The sequence below is a fragment of the Vibrio cidicii genome, assembly GCF_009665415.1.
Lineage (GTDB): Bacteria > Pseudomonadota > Gammaproteobacteria > Enterobacterales > Vibrionaceae > Vibrio > Vibrio cidicii.
In genome coordinates this window covers 280,480-295,222 of the sequence record NZ_CP035921.1, presented here as the reverse complement: position 1 = coordinate 295,222, position 14,743 = coordinate 280,480, and the positions used below count along the sequence as shown (strand labels likewise).

17 protein-coding genes and 1 pseudogene are annotated in these 14,743 nt (G+C 43.3%); 16 read left to right on the top strand and 2 right to left on the bottom strand.

Annotated features, from left to right (window positions below):
• Positions 1-398 precede the first annotated feature (398 nt).
• The 9 genes and pseudogenes from EWA64_RS02340 (at position 399) to EWA64_RS02295 (ending at position 7,014) form a co-directional block, all read left to right on the top strand.
• On the top strand, positions 399-1,316 hold the full coding sequence (locus tag EWA64_RS02340; RefSeq protein ID WP_042987905.1) for a hypothetical protein: 918 nt from the start codon (positions 399-401) through the stop codon (positions 1,314-1,316).
• A gap of 378 nt (positions 1,317-1,694) precedes the next feature.
• A protein-coding gene (locus EWA64_RS02335) for an IS3 family transposase (protein ID WP_439655067.1) occupies positions 1,695-2,884 on the top strand; the annotation gives its coding sequence in 2 pieces (ribosomal slippage) (positions 1,695-1,962 and positions 1,962-2,884; 1,191 coding nt in all).
• 198 nt (positions 2,885-3,082) lie between these two features.
• Positions 3,083-3,547, top strand: a complete 465-nt coding sequence (locus EWA64_RS02330; protein WP_061893172.1) for a TIR domain-containing protein — start codon at positions 3,083-3,085, stop codon at positions 3,545-3,547.
• A 147-nt stretch (positions 3,548-3,694) separates the two neighbouring features.
• Positions 3,695-4,150, top strand: a complete 456-nt coding sequence (locus EWA64_RS02325) for a GNAT family N-acetyltransferase (RefSeq protein ID WP_170320313.1) — start codon at positions 3,695-3,697, stop codon at positions 4,148-4,150.
• A 610-nt stretch (positions 4,151-4,760) separates the two neighbouring features.
• Positions 4,761-5,048 (top strand): annotated as a pseudogene (locus EWA64_RS02320) (GNAT family N-acetyltransferase); the annotation flags it as partial.
• Positions 5,049-5,081: 33 nt separating this feature from the next.
• Complete coding sequence (locus tag EWA64_RS02315; RefSeq protein WP_061893796.1) at positions 5,082-5,525, top strand: hypothetical protein; 444 nt, start codon at positions 5,082-5,084, stop codon at positions 5,523-5,525.
• Positions 5,526-5,689: 164 nt separating this feature from the next.
• Positions 5,690-5,998 (top strand): hypothetical protein, encoded by a 309-nt coding sequence (locus tag EWA64_RS02310; RefSeq protein WP_017428770.1) that lies wholly within the window; start codon positions 5,690-5,692, stop codon positions 5,996-5,998.
• A gap of 139 nt (positions 5,999-6,137) precedes the next feature.
• The gene (locus EWA64_RS02300; protein WP_039465016.1) at positions 6,138-6,476 is read left to right on the top strand and encodes a GFA family protein; all 339 of its coding nucleotides are present in this window, start codon (positions 6,138-6,140) and stop codon (positions 6,474-6,476) included.
• A 145-nt stretch (positions 6,477-6,621) separates the two neighbouring features.
• Positions 6,622-7,014, top strand: a complete 393-nt coding sequence (locus EWA64_RS02295; RefSeq protein ID WP_061895181.1) for a hypothetical protein — start codon at positions 6,622-6,624, stop codon at positions 7,012-7,014.
• A 186-nt stretch (positions 7,015-7,200) separates the two neighbouring features.
• Here EWA64_RS02295 and EWA64_RS02290 read toward each other — a convergent pair whose 3' ends face one another.
• Positions 7,201-7,431: a PAS factor family protein gene (locus tag EWA64_RS02290; RefSeq protein ID WP_061895182.1), complete on the bottom strand. Its 231-nt coding sequence runs from the start codon at positions 7,429-7,431 to the stop codon at positions 7,201-7,203.
• 808 nt (positions 7,432-8,239) lie between these two features.
• On the opposite strand from EWA64_RS02290, the gene EWA64_RS02280 reads away from it, so the two are divergent.
• The 3 genes from EWA64_RS02280 (at position 8,240) to EWA64_RS02265 (ending at position 9,785) form a co-directional block, all read left to right on the top strand.
• Positions 8,240-8,461 (top strand): VF530 family protein, encoded by a 222-nt coding sequence (locus EWA64_RS02280; protein WP_017420735.1) that lies wholly within the window; start codon positions 8,240-8,242, stop codon positions 8,459-8,461.
• A 301-nt stretch (positions 8,462-8,762) separates the two neighbouring features.
• Positions 8,763-9,029 (top strand): hypothetical protein, encoded by a 267-nt coding sequence (locus tag EWA64_RS02270; RefSeq protein WP_061893145.1) that lies wholly within the window; start codon positions 8,763-8,765, stop codon positions 9,027-9,029.
• 144 nt (positions 9,030-9,173) lie between these two features.
• Positions 9,174-9,785 carry a pentapeptide repeat-containing protein gene (locus EWA64_RS02265; RefSeq protein ID WP_061893146.1) on the top strand — a complete coding sequence of 204 codons (612 nt, stop codon included), beginning with the start codon at positions 9,174-9,176 and terminating at the stop codon, positions 9,783-9,785.
• 182 nt (positions 9,786-9,967) lie between these two features.
• Here EWA64_RS02265 and EWA64_RS02260 read toward each other — a convergent pair.
• Positions 9,968-11,157, bottom strand: a protein-coding gene (locus tag EWA64_RS02260) for an IS3 family transposase (protein WP_439655067.1) whose coding sequence is annotated in 2 segments (ribosomal slippage) — positions 9,968-10,890 and positions 10,890-11,157 — 1,191 coding nt in all. Because the reading frame shifts where the segments join, the coding sequence is not laid out codon by codon here.
• A 511-nt stretch (positions 11,158-11,668) separates the two neighbouring features.
• On the opposite strand from EWA64_RS02260, the gene EWA64_RS02255 reads away from it, so the two are divergent.
• The 4 genes from EWA64_RS02255 to EWA64_RS02240 all read left to right on the top strand — a co-directional run bounded on the left by EWA64_RS02255 (position 11,669) and on the right by EWA64_RS02240 (position 14,736).
• Positions 11,669-12,187: a GNAT family N-acetyltransferase gene (locus EWA64_RS02255; RefSeq protein ID WP_061893438.1), complete on the top strand. Its 519-nt coding sequence runs from the start codon at positions 11,669-11,671 to the stop codon at positions 12,185-12,187.
• A 159-nt stretch (positions 12,188-12,346) separates the two neighbouring features.
• Positions 12,347-12,634, top strand: coding sequence for a hypothetical protein (locus EWA64_RS02250; protein ID WP_055032887.1), 288 nt, complete (start codon positions 12,347-12,349; stop codon positions 12,632-12,634).
• 148 nt (positions 12,635-12,782) lie between these two features.
• The gene (locus tag EWA64_RS02245) at positions 12,783-13,706 is read left to right on the top strand and encodes an arginase family protein (RefSeq protein ID WP_061893437.1); all 924 of its coding nucleotides are present in this window, start codon (positions 12,783-12,785) and stop codon (positions 13,704-13,706) included.
• Positions 13,707-14,322: 616 nt separating this feature from the next.
• A complete protein-coding gene (locus tag EWA64_RS02240) occupies positions 14,323-14,736 on the top strand; it encodes a hypothetical protein (RefSeq protein WP_038939646.1) in 414 nt (137 codons plus the stop codon).
• The last annotated feature ends 7 nt before the right edge of the window (positions 14,737-14,743 follow it).

Below are 14,743 nucleotides of genomic sequence, written 5' to 3'. Positions count from 1 at the left end.
TGTCAACGTGAGTTTCGAGCTGTTGCCTCAATTGAGCTTTGAGATTGCACGAGGTCAGTCAGTTTGGCGCAAAGTCGCTTTGGAAGTTTTGCTTTCGCTTTGAGTTTGGCGAACATGTGTTGTCAAAAATTATTGGTTTTCAAAGCAAATGAACGGCCACAAAGTTTGAGTCAATTCGGGTTTTAAAACTTAGGCAGTTTGCCGGCTTCCCAAATCAGGTTAATCTCGGATTTGGTTAATCTAAGATGCTGAAATTTAAGCTAACAAACTGTTCAAGCAGATTCGGCATGCGTGGCATTTTTGGTTTGCGTTGGTTTTAGTGATTACGTAGTGTTGCGGAAGCTTTCGTAGTGCATGCCTCACTACTTAACAGGGCGTTAGCACTCTTAGGAGAACAAATGAAATCAGGCGAAAAATGCCCAATATGTTCATCTTTCAGGGAATTGCCACATCATTTATATGAGTTGTCAGAATTTTGTCGGTTTTTAAACAACCACAATGAGTATAAAAGGCGTGGTGAAAGTCGAATAGTAGAAACCAAGGTGATCAGTGATTGGTTGAAGTTAGCCGCAGAACTTGAAGTGGTGGAAATAAACTCATGGAGGTTTGGTGATGATACGGCTGCTATGTATTGCCGACCTGTAGCGGACGAGTATGAATCAAATTCTAAGCATTTTACAGCATACTCTACAGCTTTGACCCGGTTCATTTTTGTATCGAATGCACTAGAAGAAGCTTATCGTTTTGTTGATAGCCATTACTTAATGTTTCCTTCGGTTGTCAAACTAGACGAACGAAAAAAACTTAGGGATGCGAGTTTGAGAGCTGCGTTTTTAGTAGATCAACTCAAAGAAACAGCGTTGCCATTAAATTTTAAGCATGCGATTTCGAACCTCAGGCTTACATTCGAATACTATCATTCCATATTTCAAACATCTCTATCTGGTATGAAGGGTGTCGAAACTACTGACAATAGCTATGGTTTACACTTGGTTCGTAATCTGCGAAATCACGTGGCACATGGAGTTTTCCCTATTTTAGATAATCCAGAATACTGGGGTAGTAGTGAAATAAGTCGAACTAAGCTCATTGCTTTACTATTCCATGCTTGCCGAGTTGCTGCATTGTACATACAAGCGCTATTACATAAGTATAACGATGGGTTTCAGCATGATGATTATGATCATATCGCTTCAATGGATTGGGATGATTGCTATGAAGAACATTTTATTAAAAACTGTACAGTTGATTTGTCTTTGAGTCTCCATTCTAAATGCGACTTTAGTTTTGAGAACCCATATGGCTACAAGTGCTAACAAACAATTTAAGAGGGATTCCCAACGCTCGGCATTTTTGGTTCTACTGCAAGTTTAGTGTTTATGGCACAATGCTTTAGGTTGGGTGGTAGCGTTGCTCACCCCTTAATTGGGCGTTATGCTTAATCAAACAAAATCAGTGGTTTATGGTTTTTCTATGTTCCCTCGGCTTTTCAGTTCGGTGTTTGTCGGCAAGTTGGCTTTTTTGAGCGCTGTTTTTCGGACACTTATTCTTTGGCGCTGAAAACTATGAGTATTGCCTCAATCAATTTTCGGGTAAGCGCGAGGTTAGGGCGGTTGGCTCTGTAGTGGCATAGTGAATTTGGCCACCTGATTAGAGCTGTTATGATTACACCCGTAGCAGCAGTAGGTGACGAAATGGCAAAGAAAAAAGGACCGAATTTTAGCCCTGAGTTCCGTCTGGAAACGGCTCAACTGGTGGTTGATCAAGGCTACTCCCAGAAGGAGGCCGCCCAGGCAATGGGGGTGGGCTATTCCACGATTGGCAAATGGGTCAGTCAACTGCGAGAAGAGCGTTCAGGCAAGTCTCCCAAGGCCTCGCCCATGACCCCAGAGCAGGTTGAAATCCGCGAATTAAAGAAGCGCATTGAACGGCTGGAATTGGAAAAGGAAGTCCTAAAAAAGGCTACAGCTCTGTTGATGTCGGACTCCATGAACACTTCTCGCTAATCGAGAAACTCAACAAGAGCCACCGGGAAAAGTACCCGGTCGTCTGGCTGTGCAAGGTGTTTGATGTCCAGCGCAGCAGCTACAGGTATTGGTTAAGCCGGGATAAGCGGATATGCCCAAAGGCGGTGCGTTTACACAGCACAATCCGGCAAATCCACCGTGAGAGCAATGGCTCCGCCGGGGCAAGAACCATCGCCGATATCGCTACTGCCCGGGGTTTTGCATTAAGCCGCTACCGTGCAGGACGGTTAATGAAGACGCTGGAATTGGTCAGTTGCCAATTGCCGAAGCATGCTTATAAGAAAGCCAATCAGGAGCATGTCGACATCCCGAATCGGTTGAACCGCCAGTTTGACGTGGTGGCACCTAACCAAGTGTGGTGCGGCGATGTGACCTATGTCTGGACAGGTACTCGCTGGGCCTATTTGGCCGTGGTAATGGATTTATTTGCCCGTAAACCCGTGGGCTGGGCGATGTCGCACTCACCGGACAGCGAGTTGACCAAGCAGGCGTTGAACATGGCATTTGAGCAACGAGGCAGGCCTAAAGGCGTGATGTTCCACAGTGACCAGGGCAGTCACTATACCAGTCGCTCCTTCCGGCAATTGCTGTGGCGTTACCAGATAACCCAAAGCCTGAGTCGCCGCGGGAATTGCTGGGACAACAGCCCAATGGAGCGATTTTTCAGGAGTTTGAAAACGGAATGGATACCGGAAACAGGCTATCGGAACTTTGCCGAGGCCAAGCTGGCAATCACCCACTATATCCTGGGGTATTACAGCAACGTCAGGCCACACCATTACAACGGTGGCTTGAGTCCAAACGAGTCAGAGCGAAGATACTGGCTTAACTATAAACCCGTGGCCAGTTTTACTTGACCACTACATAGAGATCTCTCATCATTCTGGGATTTCATTCAACCGAAGTTTCGTTCATACCAAGAACGTCGTTCGTTTTTAGATCAGGAGTTTGTCGATCTACTAAATTTCTTAGAGTTAGGTGCGCCAAGTGCTCCCCAAGCAGTTCCTACGACTCAAACTCAGCAAGTCCCAAAACAGGTAGTAAATGTTTCAAATGTGACTTCATCATTTCAAGTTCAACCGAAAAAGAAGAATAAAGTTTTTATCGTCCATGGACGCGATAACGAAGCGAAGCAGGAAATTGCTCGTCACATTGAGAGCCTTGGTTTAGAAGCTATTATACTGCATGAACAAGCTAGCAGTGGCATGACAATCATTGAAAAAATTGAGCATTACTCAGGTGAAGCTGACTTTGCTTTAGTGCTTTATACCGCCTGTGATAAAGGTAGAGGTGTTCATGAAAATAATGTACCGCCGAAACTAAGAGCACGTCAGAACGTAGTATTTGAACATGGCTATCTTATGGCAAAACTGGGACGCAGAAATGTAACAGCATTGGTTAAAGGTGACATTGAAACACCTAATGATATAAGTGGTGTCGTATACGTTGGTATGGATAGCTACGGAGCTTGGAAAGCTGAAGTCGTAAAAGAGCTACAGGCCTGTGGCTACAACGTCTAGCAAGTGTTACATAACAAACGCTTTAAGACGGATTCGCAACGCGTGGCATTTTTGCTATGCGTTGATTTTAGTGATTAAGGTGGTGTGCGGAAACATCGTATTGCGTTGCTCACCACTTAAGCGGGCGTTATGCCTAAGGTGAAATTGATGATAAGGCAGCTTGATGCTAATGAAAAATCAGTGGTTGAACTGTCAGAGCGTTGCTTCGATGAACTTCGTCAAGTTTACAGGCCAACTGAGCTCGCAGTTAGCAATAAAAACAGTGCTAAAAGTGAGTGGAGTTGCTTTGGTTTCCATGTTGATGAGGTTTTAGTTGGAGTAGTTGAAGCTAAACAGGTTGGCTCAGAATTACAGCTTAGCTCGTTAGCAGTCGCATCAAGTTTTCGCCAAAAAGGTGTAGCTAGAAAGCTCGTAGATTTCGTTGTTACACAGTTTAAGTCTATTAACTCAGTCTCGGTTTGGTGTGTTGAGCAAACAGGTAATGTCGCAGTTTTTAAGGCACTAGGCTTTAATGTGGTTCAACGTTTTGATTCAGACTTTTTCATACTTTCCGACGGTTCAAAAGCGGTAGAAGTTCAGTTAAAACAAAAAGTAACGGCATAACAAAGCGTTTAAGAGGGACTTGGCACGCGTGGCATTTTCAATTTGCGTTGTGTTTAGTGGTTAAGGTGTTATGCGGTCACTTTTGTATTGTGTGCCTGCGCCCCTTAACGCGGCGTTAGCTTAAAACAATGAAAATCAATCGGTTGTGGTCTTTTCTTTCTTCCGTTGGCCATTCGTTCAGTTTTTTCGGCAACTCAGCATTGTTTGCCAATACGAGTTTTGAGCTGTTGCCTCAATTGAATTTTGGGATTGCGCGAGGTTAGCAAGTTTGGCGCAAAGTCGCTTTGGAAGTTTTGCTTTCGCTTTGAGTTTTCCGAAAGTGATTTATCAAAATTTTTGGGTTTCCAAATCGCATGAAAGGCCACAAAGTTTGAGTCATTTCGGGTTTTAAATCTCAGGTGGTTTGTTGGTTTTCCAAATCGGGTTAATCTCAGGTTTGTTAAATTTAAGGTGCTGAAATTTAAGCTAACAAACTGTTCAAGCAGATTCGGCATGCGTGGCATTTTTGGTTTGCATTGGTTTTAGTGATTACGTAGTGTTGCGGAGACTCTTGTAGTGCATGCCTCACTACTTAACAGGGCGTTAGGCGCTATTCACTTTAGGATTAGGGATGAAAGTAGAGTTTAAAGTGATCAATTTGGCGCAAGATTATGATTTTTGCGTAGCCGCTCGAAAGGACGCTTACTATTGCAGCTTCGAAACCTACTCGGGTTTTGATGATTTCATAGCTGGTTATCGAGAACGAATCCAAGAAAGGCAATCTGAAGCAGGTTGGTTTTACATCCATATTTGGTTGGATGGACAACTGGCAGGGCAGTTAGAGTTTCGTTCTTTTTCGCCCGAGCCAGATACCGGTTATGTTCATTTGATTTACTTGTTGCCTGAAATTCGAGGTTCTTAACGCGGCGTTAGGCTTATAGAGCGAGAAACTATGAAAATATTATATTCAGGCGGTCTACAAATCCGCTCTAATGATGCACAAGAGCGATTGTTAAATGTTAATACTTTTTTAGATGGTGAGTTGGCTTTCCACAACTTATATCGAGAAGTTAAAGCAAGTGATTTTCCTATTGCTCAGGATTGCTTTGGTGACCAGTTTTTTATTCGAGATAATTTGGTAGTTAAATTGAATGCCGAAACTGGTGATATTGATGAATTTAGTTGTACTTGGGAACAGTTTTTGGCTTGGGTTGACGAGGACCCAATTGAAAGGTTGAGCATTCCAAATGACTTGGATTTAAAGGTTGGTCAACTATTATTTGCGTATCCACCTTTCTGCACTGCAGAGGGAAATAATGCATGTATAAAAGCAATAGATGGTGTCGAGCTAATCAGGTTCCACGCTAATTTTGCGAAGCAGATAAACGGCAAATAATAAGCCTAACAAACTGCTTAAGCGGGATTCGCAATGCGTGGCATTTTCAGTATGCGGTGAGTTTCGTGATTAAGGTGGTGTACAGTAGCTTTTGTAGTGCATTGCTCACCCCTTAGCAGGGCGTTAGCTGGTAAGTGGAATATTCATCAGAAAAAGGATTGTCTATGTTTAAAGAACCAATAAAGTCATCATTTGCAACGGTACAAATAGGTGTGGCAAAGGCGGACGGTAAGCTGTCGTTGACGGATACAGAGGTTGTTTTTGTCCCATTTAACGAGCAGCTTGGCCTCGGTCCCTACCATATCAAGCGTGATGAAATAAAGTCAGTGATTCAAGATGTGGGTAAGGGTGGTGGAATCATTCCGATCACAACTGAGGCAATTCGAATCACTTTATCAAATGATTCAACGTTTGTTTTTATCACGGCTAATCCGAAACAGTGGGTCGAAATTTTCAGTGAAATTACCAGCTAACAAAGCGTTTAAGAGGGATTCATGCCGCGTGGCATTTTTGGTTTGCAATGAGTTTTGGTGGTGAAAGTGGTGTGCGGAAACTTGGTTTAGGCGGCATTCACCCCTTAACGCAGCGTTAGGCAAATCCAAGGAGTTTAAGATGAAACTGACATGCCATTGTGAAAATGTAACTCTTATTTTGAGTGAAATTCCAACAGAAGTTGGTGAGTGTAATTGTTCAATTTGTCGACGTTATGCTGCTTCTTGGGCGTATTTTTCTCCGGAACAAGTCGAAGTCACCATGACAAAACCAACAGATATCTACTGTTGGGGTGACAAAGAAGTCGAATTTCATCGGTGTTCAGTTTGTGGTTGCATTACTCATTATGTAACTACAGCCAAATGTCTGGATAAAATCTTGGCCGTAAACATGCGAATGGCTGAAGCAGAAGTATTGTCAGGTATTGCAGTGAGAAATATCAATGGCGCATCGTACTAATTTGCCTAACAAAGCGTTAAAGAGGGACTTGGCACGCGTGGCATTTTCAGTTTGCGGTAAGTTTAGTGGTTAAGGTGTGATGCGGTCACGTTTGTATTGCGTGCCTGTGCCCCTTAACGCAGCGTTATATCGCACGGAGAAATAAATGAATCAGGGGTTGTCAAAACACGAGAAATTAATAGCATGGGTATCTGGCTTGGGGGTTCCAATAGCTTTAATGATATCAAGCTCTATTGTATCGACGTCAATTGAAACAACAAAAGTCGATTCGGAATATGTGAAGATAGCGATTAATATATTATCTAATGGAAACCAAAAAGAAATGACAAAAGAAGATAAAGCTGTTCGGTCATGGGCCATCCGAGTCTTAGATTCAAAATCGCCAGTAAAGTTTTCAGAGGAAGAAAAAATGGCATTCATAGATAATAAAGTAGCTTTCCCTTCCCTGGATGCTTTAAATTTCAATGCCTTGGAGGCTGAGTTTCGTATACGTCAACTTAATGAGCAGTTAATGAATGTTCAAGCTAATGGTGAGTAGCGATATAACAAACAATTTAAGAGTGATTCAGCACGCGTGGCATTTTTGGTTTGGGTCAATTTTAGTGATTACGGCGCTCAAATTGAGAGTCGCGCTAACGTGCTTCACACCTTAATTGGGCGTTATGTGATTAGAAAACTAAAACGGCCCTTTGGCGTTGTGGGCCGTTATAATTTGTAACTCGACTCAATGCTCAGGAGTTTCTAGCAAGTGAATAGCACTTTCGACGGCGTTACTCATTGCTTGTTCAGTTTCCAGCTTGCCTGAACTGGCAGGTCCAAGTACTCGAGCATACAAAGCGAGCTGTTTATCAAAGGGTAAATCCAACTGCTCGTAAAGATTTTGCCGAATTTTCGCATGTTGTTCGGGGTCTTGATTTGCAAGGCTTACAAGAGTTTCATAAATCAGGGCTTTCATGTGATGTCCATTTTATTATAGTTAACGGGGTGCATAAGATTGTACTCGTCAAGCGGCAGTAATGCTAACGTAACAATCACATAACAAGGCGTTAAAGAGGGATTCGTGCCGCGTGGCATTTTTGGTATGCAGCGATTTTTGTGGTGAAATTGGTCTGCGGAAAGCTGGCTTATGCGGCACTCACCCCTTAACGCGGCGTTATGCTTAATCACCAAAAGTCAGTGGTTTATGGTTTTTCTTTGCTCCCTCAGCTTTTCAGTTTGGTGTTTGTCGGCAAGTTGGCTGTTTTGAGCGCTGTTTTTCGGACATCAATTCTTTGGCGCTGAAAATTCTGAGTGTTACCTCATTCTATTCACGGGCAAGCGCGAGGTTAGTGCGGCTGGCTCAATCAGAAATCCATTTTTAGTTTTTTAACTCCAAGCCAGTTTTGCCAAAATCCGAAGTCTGATTATTAAAACTATGATTCATTTCGGTTTTCTACGTTTTGGCTTTTGTTTCTGAATCAAAGTCGAGTTAATCTTGTTTTCAGAAAAACGTAACCCATTGAAGCTTAAGCATAACAAAGCGTTTAAGTGGGATTTGGCACGCGTGGCATTTTCAGTTTGCGTTGGGTTTGGTGATTAAGTCGCTGTGCGGTAGCTTTTGTAGTGCGTGCCTGCACCCCTTAACGCGGCGTTATGCAAATATTCAAATCAGCCCATTTCTCAATGCTTATGTCTTAGGCTATAGATGTAAATAAATTGGCTAACTGGCCAAAGCATTCTGGTAAACTGCGTCCAAACTAAGCGGTATTATTAGGACCAAAGCAATGAGCCAAGATCAGCCAAACAACCCTTTACATGGATTAACGTTAGAGAAAATCCTTGTTCGCTTACAAGAGCACTATGGTTGGGAAGGGTTAGACAGAGAAATTCAAATTAACTGTTTTTACAGCAATCCATCAATCAAATCTTCTCTCAAGTTTTTGCGTCGCACACAGTGGGCGAGAGACAAGGTTGAGGCTTTGTATATAGATACGTTTTGCCGTTAGAACATTTGCATAACAAAGCGTTTAAGAGGGATTCATGCCGCGTGGCATTTTTGGTTTGCGGTGGTTTTGGTGGTGAAAGTGGTCTGCGGAAAGTTGGTTTAGGCGGCATTCACCCCTTAACGCGGCGTTATAAGCCAATTTCTACAATAGCTTAGTGCTAACTTTTTAAAGTGACTTCCAGTAAGTATGTCCCTAGCCTTGATTCCGTCGGAAGTGAGTACGATCTCGGAATTACAGTTTTGGGTGTTGTAACCTGAATGGGTTTTTAAATGAATAAATATATAACTGTAAGGAAATACAAATGGAATGGGATGATGTTGGTGGGCCATTAACTTACTTTGGAACAGTTCCAGTTGATATGGATAGTGACATAGAAGTTGGTGAGCACGCTAAGCTTAAGGCTGGAGATATTGAAGTTAAAGTCCGAATAATTAATGTATTAGACGACTCGTTTGAAGGTGAAGTCACTGAAATTGGCCCGGACCCTCGCATTGAAGCTGATGGTTTAAGAAGAGGTGATGTGATCGATTTTATAGAGCAAAACATAGTCACTTTGTACAGAGGCTAGGCTTATAACAAAGCATTTAAGAGTGATTCCCAACGCTTGGCACTTTTCATTCCATCGTTGGGTCTCGTGTTTACAGTGTCATTGTTAAGTTTCGTGGTAGCGTTGCTCACACCTTAATGCGGCGTTAGAATTTTGGAGGAAATAATGGCCAAATCGAAAGAACAAAAAATCAGACAGGCACTGAGTCGTTATTCTGATTTATACAGTGAAAAGAAAGGTAAATCACTTTCAGGTGATTTTCTTCAAGTGAGTAAAATTTTAGAACGATTATCTGAATCAGATACTGATGCTTTTAATGTTTTGTATTGGCACATCGAACAAGTCATAGAGCTTGAATCTATTGTCGCTGAACGTGGTAAAAGAATCAGTGTGTTGCAAAAAGGGCAGCTACAGCCTAAAGAAAAAGACAAACGAAAGGCAAAAGAAATCAAGCCTGAAAATTTTGCGTGCCAAGATTTATCTGGAAAGGACTTTCATAAAAAAGAATTATTCCAAGCTAATTTCAATAAATGCTTGCTTAAAAAAACTAACTTTAGAGCCAGTAAAGCGATGCTTGCTCGTTTTACTGGGGCAAATTTGGAGGGTGCTGATTTTACTGGAGCAAAACTCGATAAGGCAAACTTCTCTGGTGCAAATTTAACTAATGCTATTTTCAAGTCAGCTAAATTAGCAGGTGCAAACTTCGACGATGCTATTCTTGATGGGGCGGTTTTTGATGGGTCAAATTATAAACAAGCCCGTGGAATAAAATTCTAACAAAGCATTTAAGAGTGATTCCCAACGCTTGGCATTTTTCATTCCGTCGTTGGGTTCAGTGTTTACGGTGGTAAGGTTAAGTTTCGTAGTAGCGTTGCTCACACCTTAATGCGGCGTTAGCTTAAAACAATAAAAATCAATTGTTTGCAGCCTGTTTTTTCTTCCCTTGGCAGCTGTAGTGGTCAAGTAAAACTGGCCACGGGTTTATAGTTAAGCCAGTATCTTCGCTCTGACTCGTTTGGACTCAAGCCACCGTTGTAATGGTGTGGCCTGACGTTGCTGTAATACCCCAGGATATAGTGGGTGATTGCCAGCTTGGCCTCGGCAAAGTTCCGATAGCCTGTTTCCGGTATCCATTCCGTTTTCAAACTCCTGAAAAATCGCTCCATTGGGCTGTTGTCCCAGCAATTCCCGCGGCGACTCAGGCTTTGGGTTATCTGGTAACGCCACAGCAATTGCCGGAAGGAGCGACTGGTATAGTGACTGCCCTGGTCACTGTGGAACATCACGCCTTTAGGCCTGCCTCGTTGCTCAAATGCCATGTTCAACGCCTGCTTGGTCAACTCGCTGTCCGGTGAGTGCGACATCGCCCAGCCCACGGGTTTACGGGCAAATAAATCCATTACCACGGCCAAATAGGCCCAGCGAGTACCTGTCCAGACATAGGTCACATCGCCGCACCACACTTGGTTAGGTGCCACCACGTCAAACTGGCGGTTCAACCGATTCGGGATGTCGACATGCTCCTGATTGGCTTTCTTATAAGCATGCTTCGGCAATTGGCAACTGACCAATTCCAGCGTCTTCATTAACCGTCCTGCACGGTAGCGGCTTAATGCAAAACCCCGGGCAGTAGCGATATCGGCGATGGTTCTTGCCCCGGCGGAGCCATTGCTCTCACGGTGGATTTGCCGGATTGTGCTGTGTAAACGCACCGCCTTTGGGCATATCCGCTTATCCCGGCTTAACCAATACCTGTAGCTGCTGCGCTGGACATCAAACACCTTGCACAGCCAGACGACCGGGTACTTTTCCCGGTGGCTCTTGTTGAGTTTCTCGATTAGCGAGAAGTGTTCATGGAGTCCGACATCAACAGAGCTGTAGCCTTTTTTAGGACTTCCTTTTCCAATTCCAGCCGTTCAATGCGCTTCTTTAATTCGCGGATTTCAACCTGCTCTGGGGTCATGGGCGAGGCCTTGGGAGACTTGCCTGAACGCTCTTCTCGCAGTTGACTGACCCATTTGCCAATCGTGGAATAGCCCACCCCCATTGCCTGGGCGGCCTCCTTCTGGGAGTAGCCTTGATCAACCACCAGTTGAGCCGTTTCCAGACGGAACTCAGGGCTAAAATTCGGTCCTTTTTTCTTTGCCATTTCGTCACCTACTGCTGCTACGGGTGTAATCATAACAGCTCTAATCAGGTGGCCAAATTCACTATGCCACTACAAGCTCGTTTCGGTTTCTCGGCAAATCAGCATTTTTTGCCAACGCGAGTTTCGAACTGTTGCCTCAATTGAGTTTTTGGGTTGCTCGAGGTTAGCCAGGTTGGCGCAAAGTCGCTTTGGAAGCTTTGCTTTCGCTTTGAGTTTTCCGAAAGTGATTGCTCAAAATTTTCGGTTTTTCAAATCGCATGAAAGGTCACAAAGTTTGAGTCATTTCGGTTTTTAAAACTCAGGTGGTTTGTCGTTTTACCAAGCTGGGTTAGTCTCGGGTTTGGTAAATCTAAGATGCTGAAATTTAAGCTAACAAACTGCTTAAGCGGGATTCGCAATGCGTGGCATTTTTAGCATGCGGTGAGTTTTGTGACTAAGTTGGTGTGCGGTAGCTTTTGCAGTGCATTGCTCACCCCTTAGCAGGGCGTTATACCTTACTGGAGAAAGTAACATGGAGTTAGTTGTACCATCACTAGAGTTTGAGTCTGCATTTTCTAGTTTCTATGATGACTTTGCTAAAAATGATGCCGAAAATGCAGAATATTACTATGAAGGTAAATCTGATTTTCCAAGGTATGTTCAGCGCTTGTTGGATGAAGCGAAGGGAGTCAACTTACCTGAAGGCTATGTACCATGTAGTCATTTCTGGCTAGTAAACACAGACAAAACTATTCTAGGTGCTATTCGAGTTCGCCATAATATTGAAAATGAGTTCCTCTCTTTAGAGGCTGGGCATATTGGTTATGATATTGCTCCTTCATCTCGTGGCGAAGGTAAAGGGAAATTAATGCTAAAACTGGTTCTACCTAAGGCCAAAGAGTTAGGCATTGACCAAGCATTAGTCACTGCTGACGAGGATAATAACGCCTCAAGAAAAGTCATTGAAGCCAACGGTGGTCAGTTTGAGAAAATCGTAATGGGTAAGGTGTTTCCAAATCCTTTAGCCAGGTATTGGATTAGCTGTAAGTAACGGTATAACAAAGCGTTTAAGAGGGATTTGGCACGCGTGGCATTTTTAGTATGCGTTGGGTCCAGTGTTTAAGGCGCTGTGCGGTAGCTTTTGTATTGTGTGCCTGCACCCCTTAACGCGGCGTTATGTGTTTATGGCGAATGTCTTATGGAGGAGATAATGAAAGATCCAGATATTGAATTCTCGAATTGGAAACTAGAGAGGAAAAAGGGAATTCTTAGGTTTGTTGTACTCACTTCGCTTCCCGCTATATTAGGCGTGATGATCGGACGAAGTATTGAACCTATATTTGTGTCTGAAACAGCTTGGAGTTGGGTGCAAACCACTGAAATATTATTGAGTGGCTGTTGGGCTGCGGTTGGTTCCATTGCTCTCAGTTTAGTGATTTGGCAGTGGCGTGAGAGAAAGTATAAACGTCATATAGCCCAATTTAAGCAACACACATAACAAACGCCTCAAGAGGGACTGTCAACGCGTGGCGTTTCCAGTCCCATTGAGCCGCGGTGGTTGCAGTTGTTGTGTTTGAGTTTAGTGGCATGCGTTGCCAGCCCCTTAGGCGGGCGTTATACGAAATTAAATAAGTACAGGAGTACACATGAAAAGACATTTCGACATAATTGGAGCACCTTTTAATCAACTGGGTTTTGTGACAACTCAAGAAAATACAGTTGATGGTTTGCGACGAATGGATGAAATGTCATGGGTAGGCCTCACTGATTGGATCCAAGTCAGAAATGATAGGTGGGGTGCTGATATCATTGACCAAGGTGATGTTGAAATCTCCGATGAGGTTTATTCTTTGATTTCCTGTGGTAGCAAAGATGAAGCATTACGAATGTATGCGCATTACCTAAAAAGAAAGGTGCTGGAAAGTTATTCGAATAATCGGATCCCCATAACAATTGGTGGCGACCATTCGATAGCGGTTGGAACCGTTCAAGCAGTCCTTGGTCATTATCAAAAGGGCAAAGGTAACAAAATTGCGATTGTTTGGGTTGATGCTCATGCGGATTGCAATAATACACTCGACAGTAATTTGCACGGTAAGCCGCTGGCATTATTGATGAATCAATATGTTCATAACGGTTGGTCAATTCCTCAGGAGATAGCTTTACAGCCTCAAGATGTTTTTTATGTAGGTGTCCGAGATTTAATGCAATGTGAACATCAGCTTATAAAAAAGCTCAACATGACCAATATCGACATGATGTGTATTGAACAGCAAGGGGTTAATGTTGTAGTTCGGACTTTAATGGAAAAGTTAGAGAATGAGTATGACGGCATTTATTTGTCATTCGATTACGATGTTTTAGATGGTTCTCTATTCCGCGCATGTGCTACGCCGAATGTCGGCGGGTTAACTGCAAGAGAGTCCCTCTATTTGGTTCACTCGATTGCCTCAAGCGACAAGTTCATTGGCGCTGAGTTTGTTGAATATATGCCAGAGCGAGATGCTAATGGTGTATCAAAGGAACTAATGGTAAAACTTATCGATGCAGCTTTGGGGTTCAAGTCGTAATTTCGTATAACAAAGCGTTCAAGAGGGACAGCCAACGCGTGGCATTTTTAATGTGCGTTGGTTTTTGTGGTTCCGGTGTTATGCGTTAAGTTGGTAGTGGCGTTGGCTGCCCCTTAACGCGGCGTTATGCTTAATCATTTCAAAACAGTGGTTTATGGCTTTTCTTTGCTCCCTCGGCTGGTTGGTTTCGAGTTTGTCGGCAAGTTAGCTTCAGTGGGCGCTGTTTTCTGGACACTTATTCTTTGGCGCTAAAAATTCTAAGAGTTGCCTCAGTTAATTTTCGGGCAAGCGCTAGGTGAGGGCGGCTGGCTCAATCGGAAATTTGATCTTAGGTTTTTGAGTTTTGACTGCCAAAGTTCAAAGTCTGATTTTCAAAATTATGAGTCATTTCTGTTTTCTACGTTTTGGTTTTTGTTTGTGAACCAAAGTCGAGTTAACCTTGGCTTGGGTAAAACGTAAGCCATTGAAGCTTAAGCATAACAAAGCGTTAAAGAGGGACTTGGCACGCGTGGCATTTTCAGTTTGCGTTGGGTTTAGTGGTTACGGCACTGTGCGGTAGCTTTTGTATTGCGTGCCTGCGCCCCTTAACGCGGCGTTATGTATCACATGAGGATTTATGGAATTAGCTAGCTTTAAAGACGATTTCTGGCAGCTTCGAAACGGAGAAGCATGCCATAGAGATCATCCTGATACTTTTTGGATTCCTTCCTTAAACGATAGGAAAGCCTTGAAAGTTGGGGATGCTGCTAAAGTAATTTTGGAAATCGAGTGTGAAGATGAAGCTGGTGAAATTCACATTGAATCTGAGCGAGGGTACTTAATCGTATCTGAAATTGTCGGCGATAAGTTTATCGGCATACTGGATTTCCAACCTTGTTGCGTTGAACCGAATGAAGAAAGTGTATATCTGGGTTTTGGTGTGGAAATTCCTTTTGGCCTAGAACATATCATCGATATAGATCGACCACCACAAGACTATATTGATTGGCAATTAGGCCAAAAGCCAGAGAAAGTCTGGTATCGTAGGTGATACATAA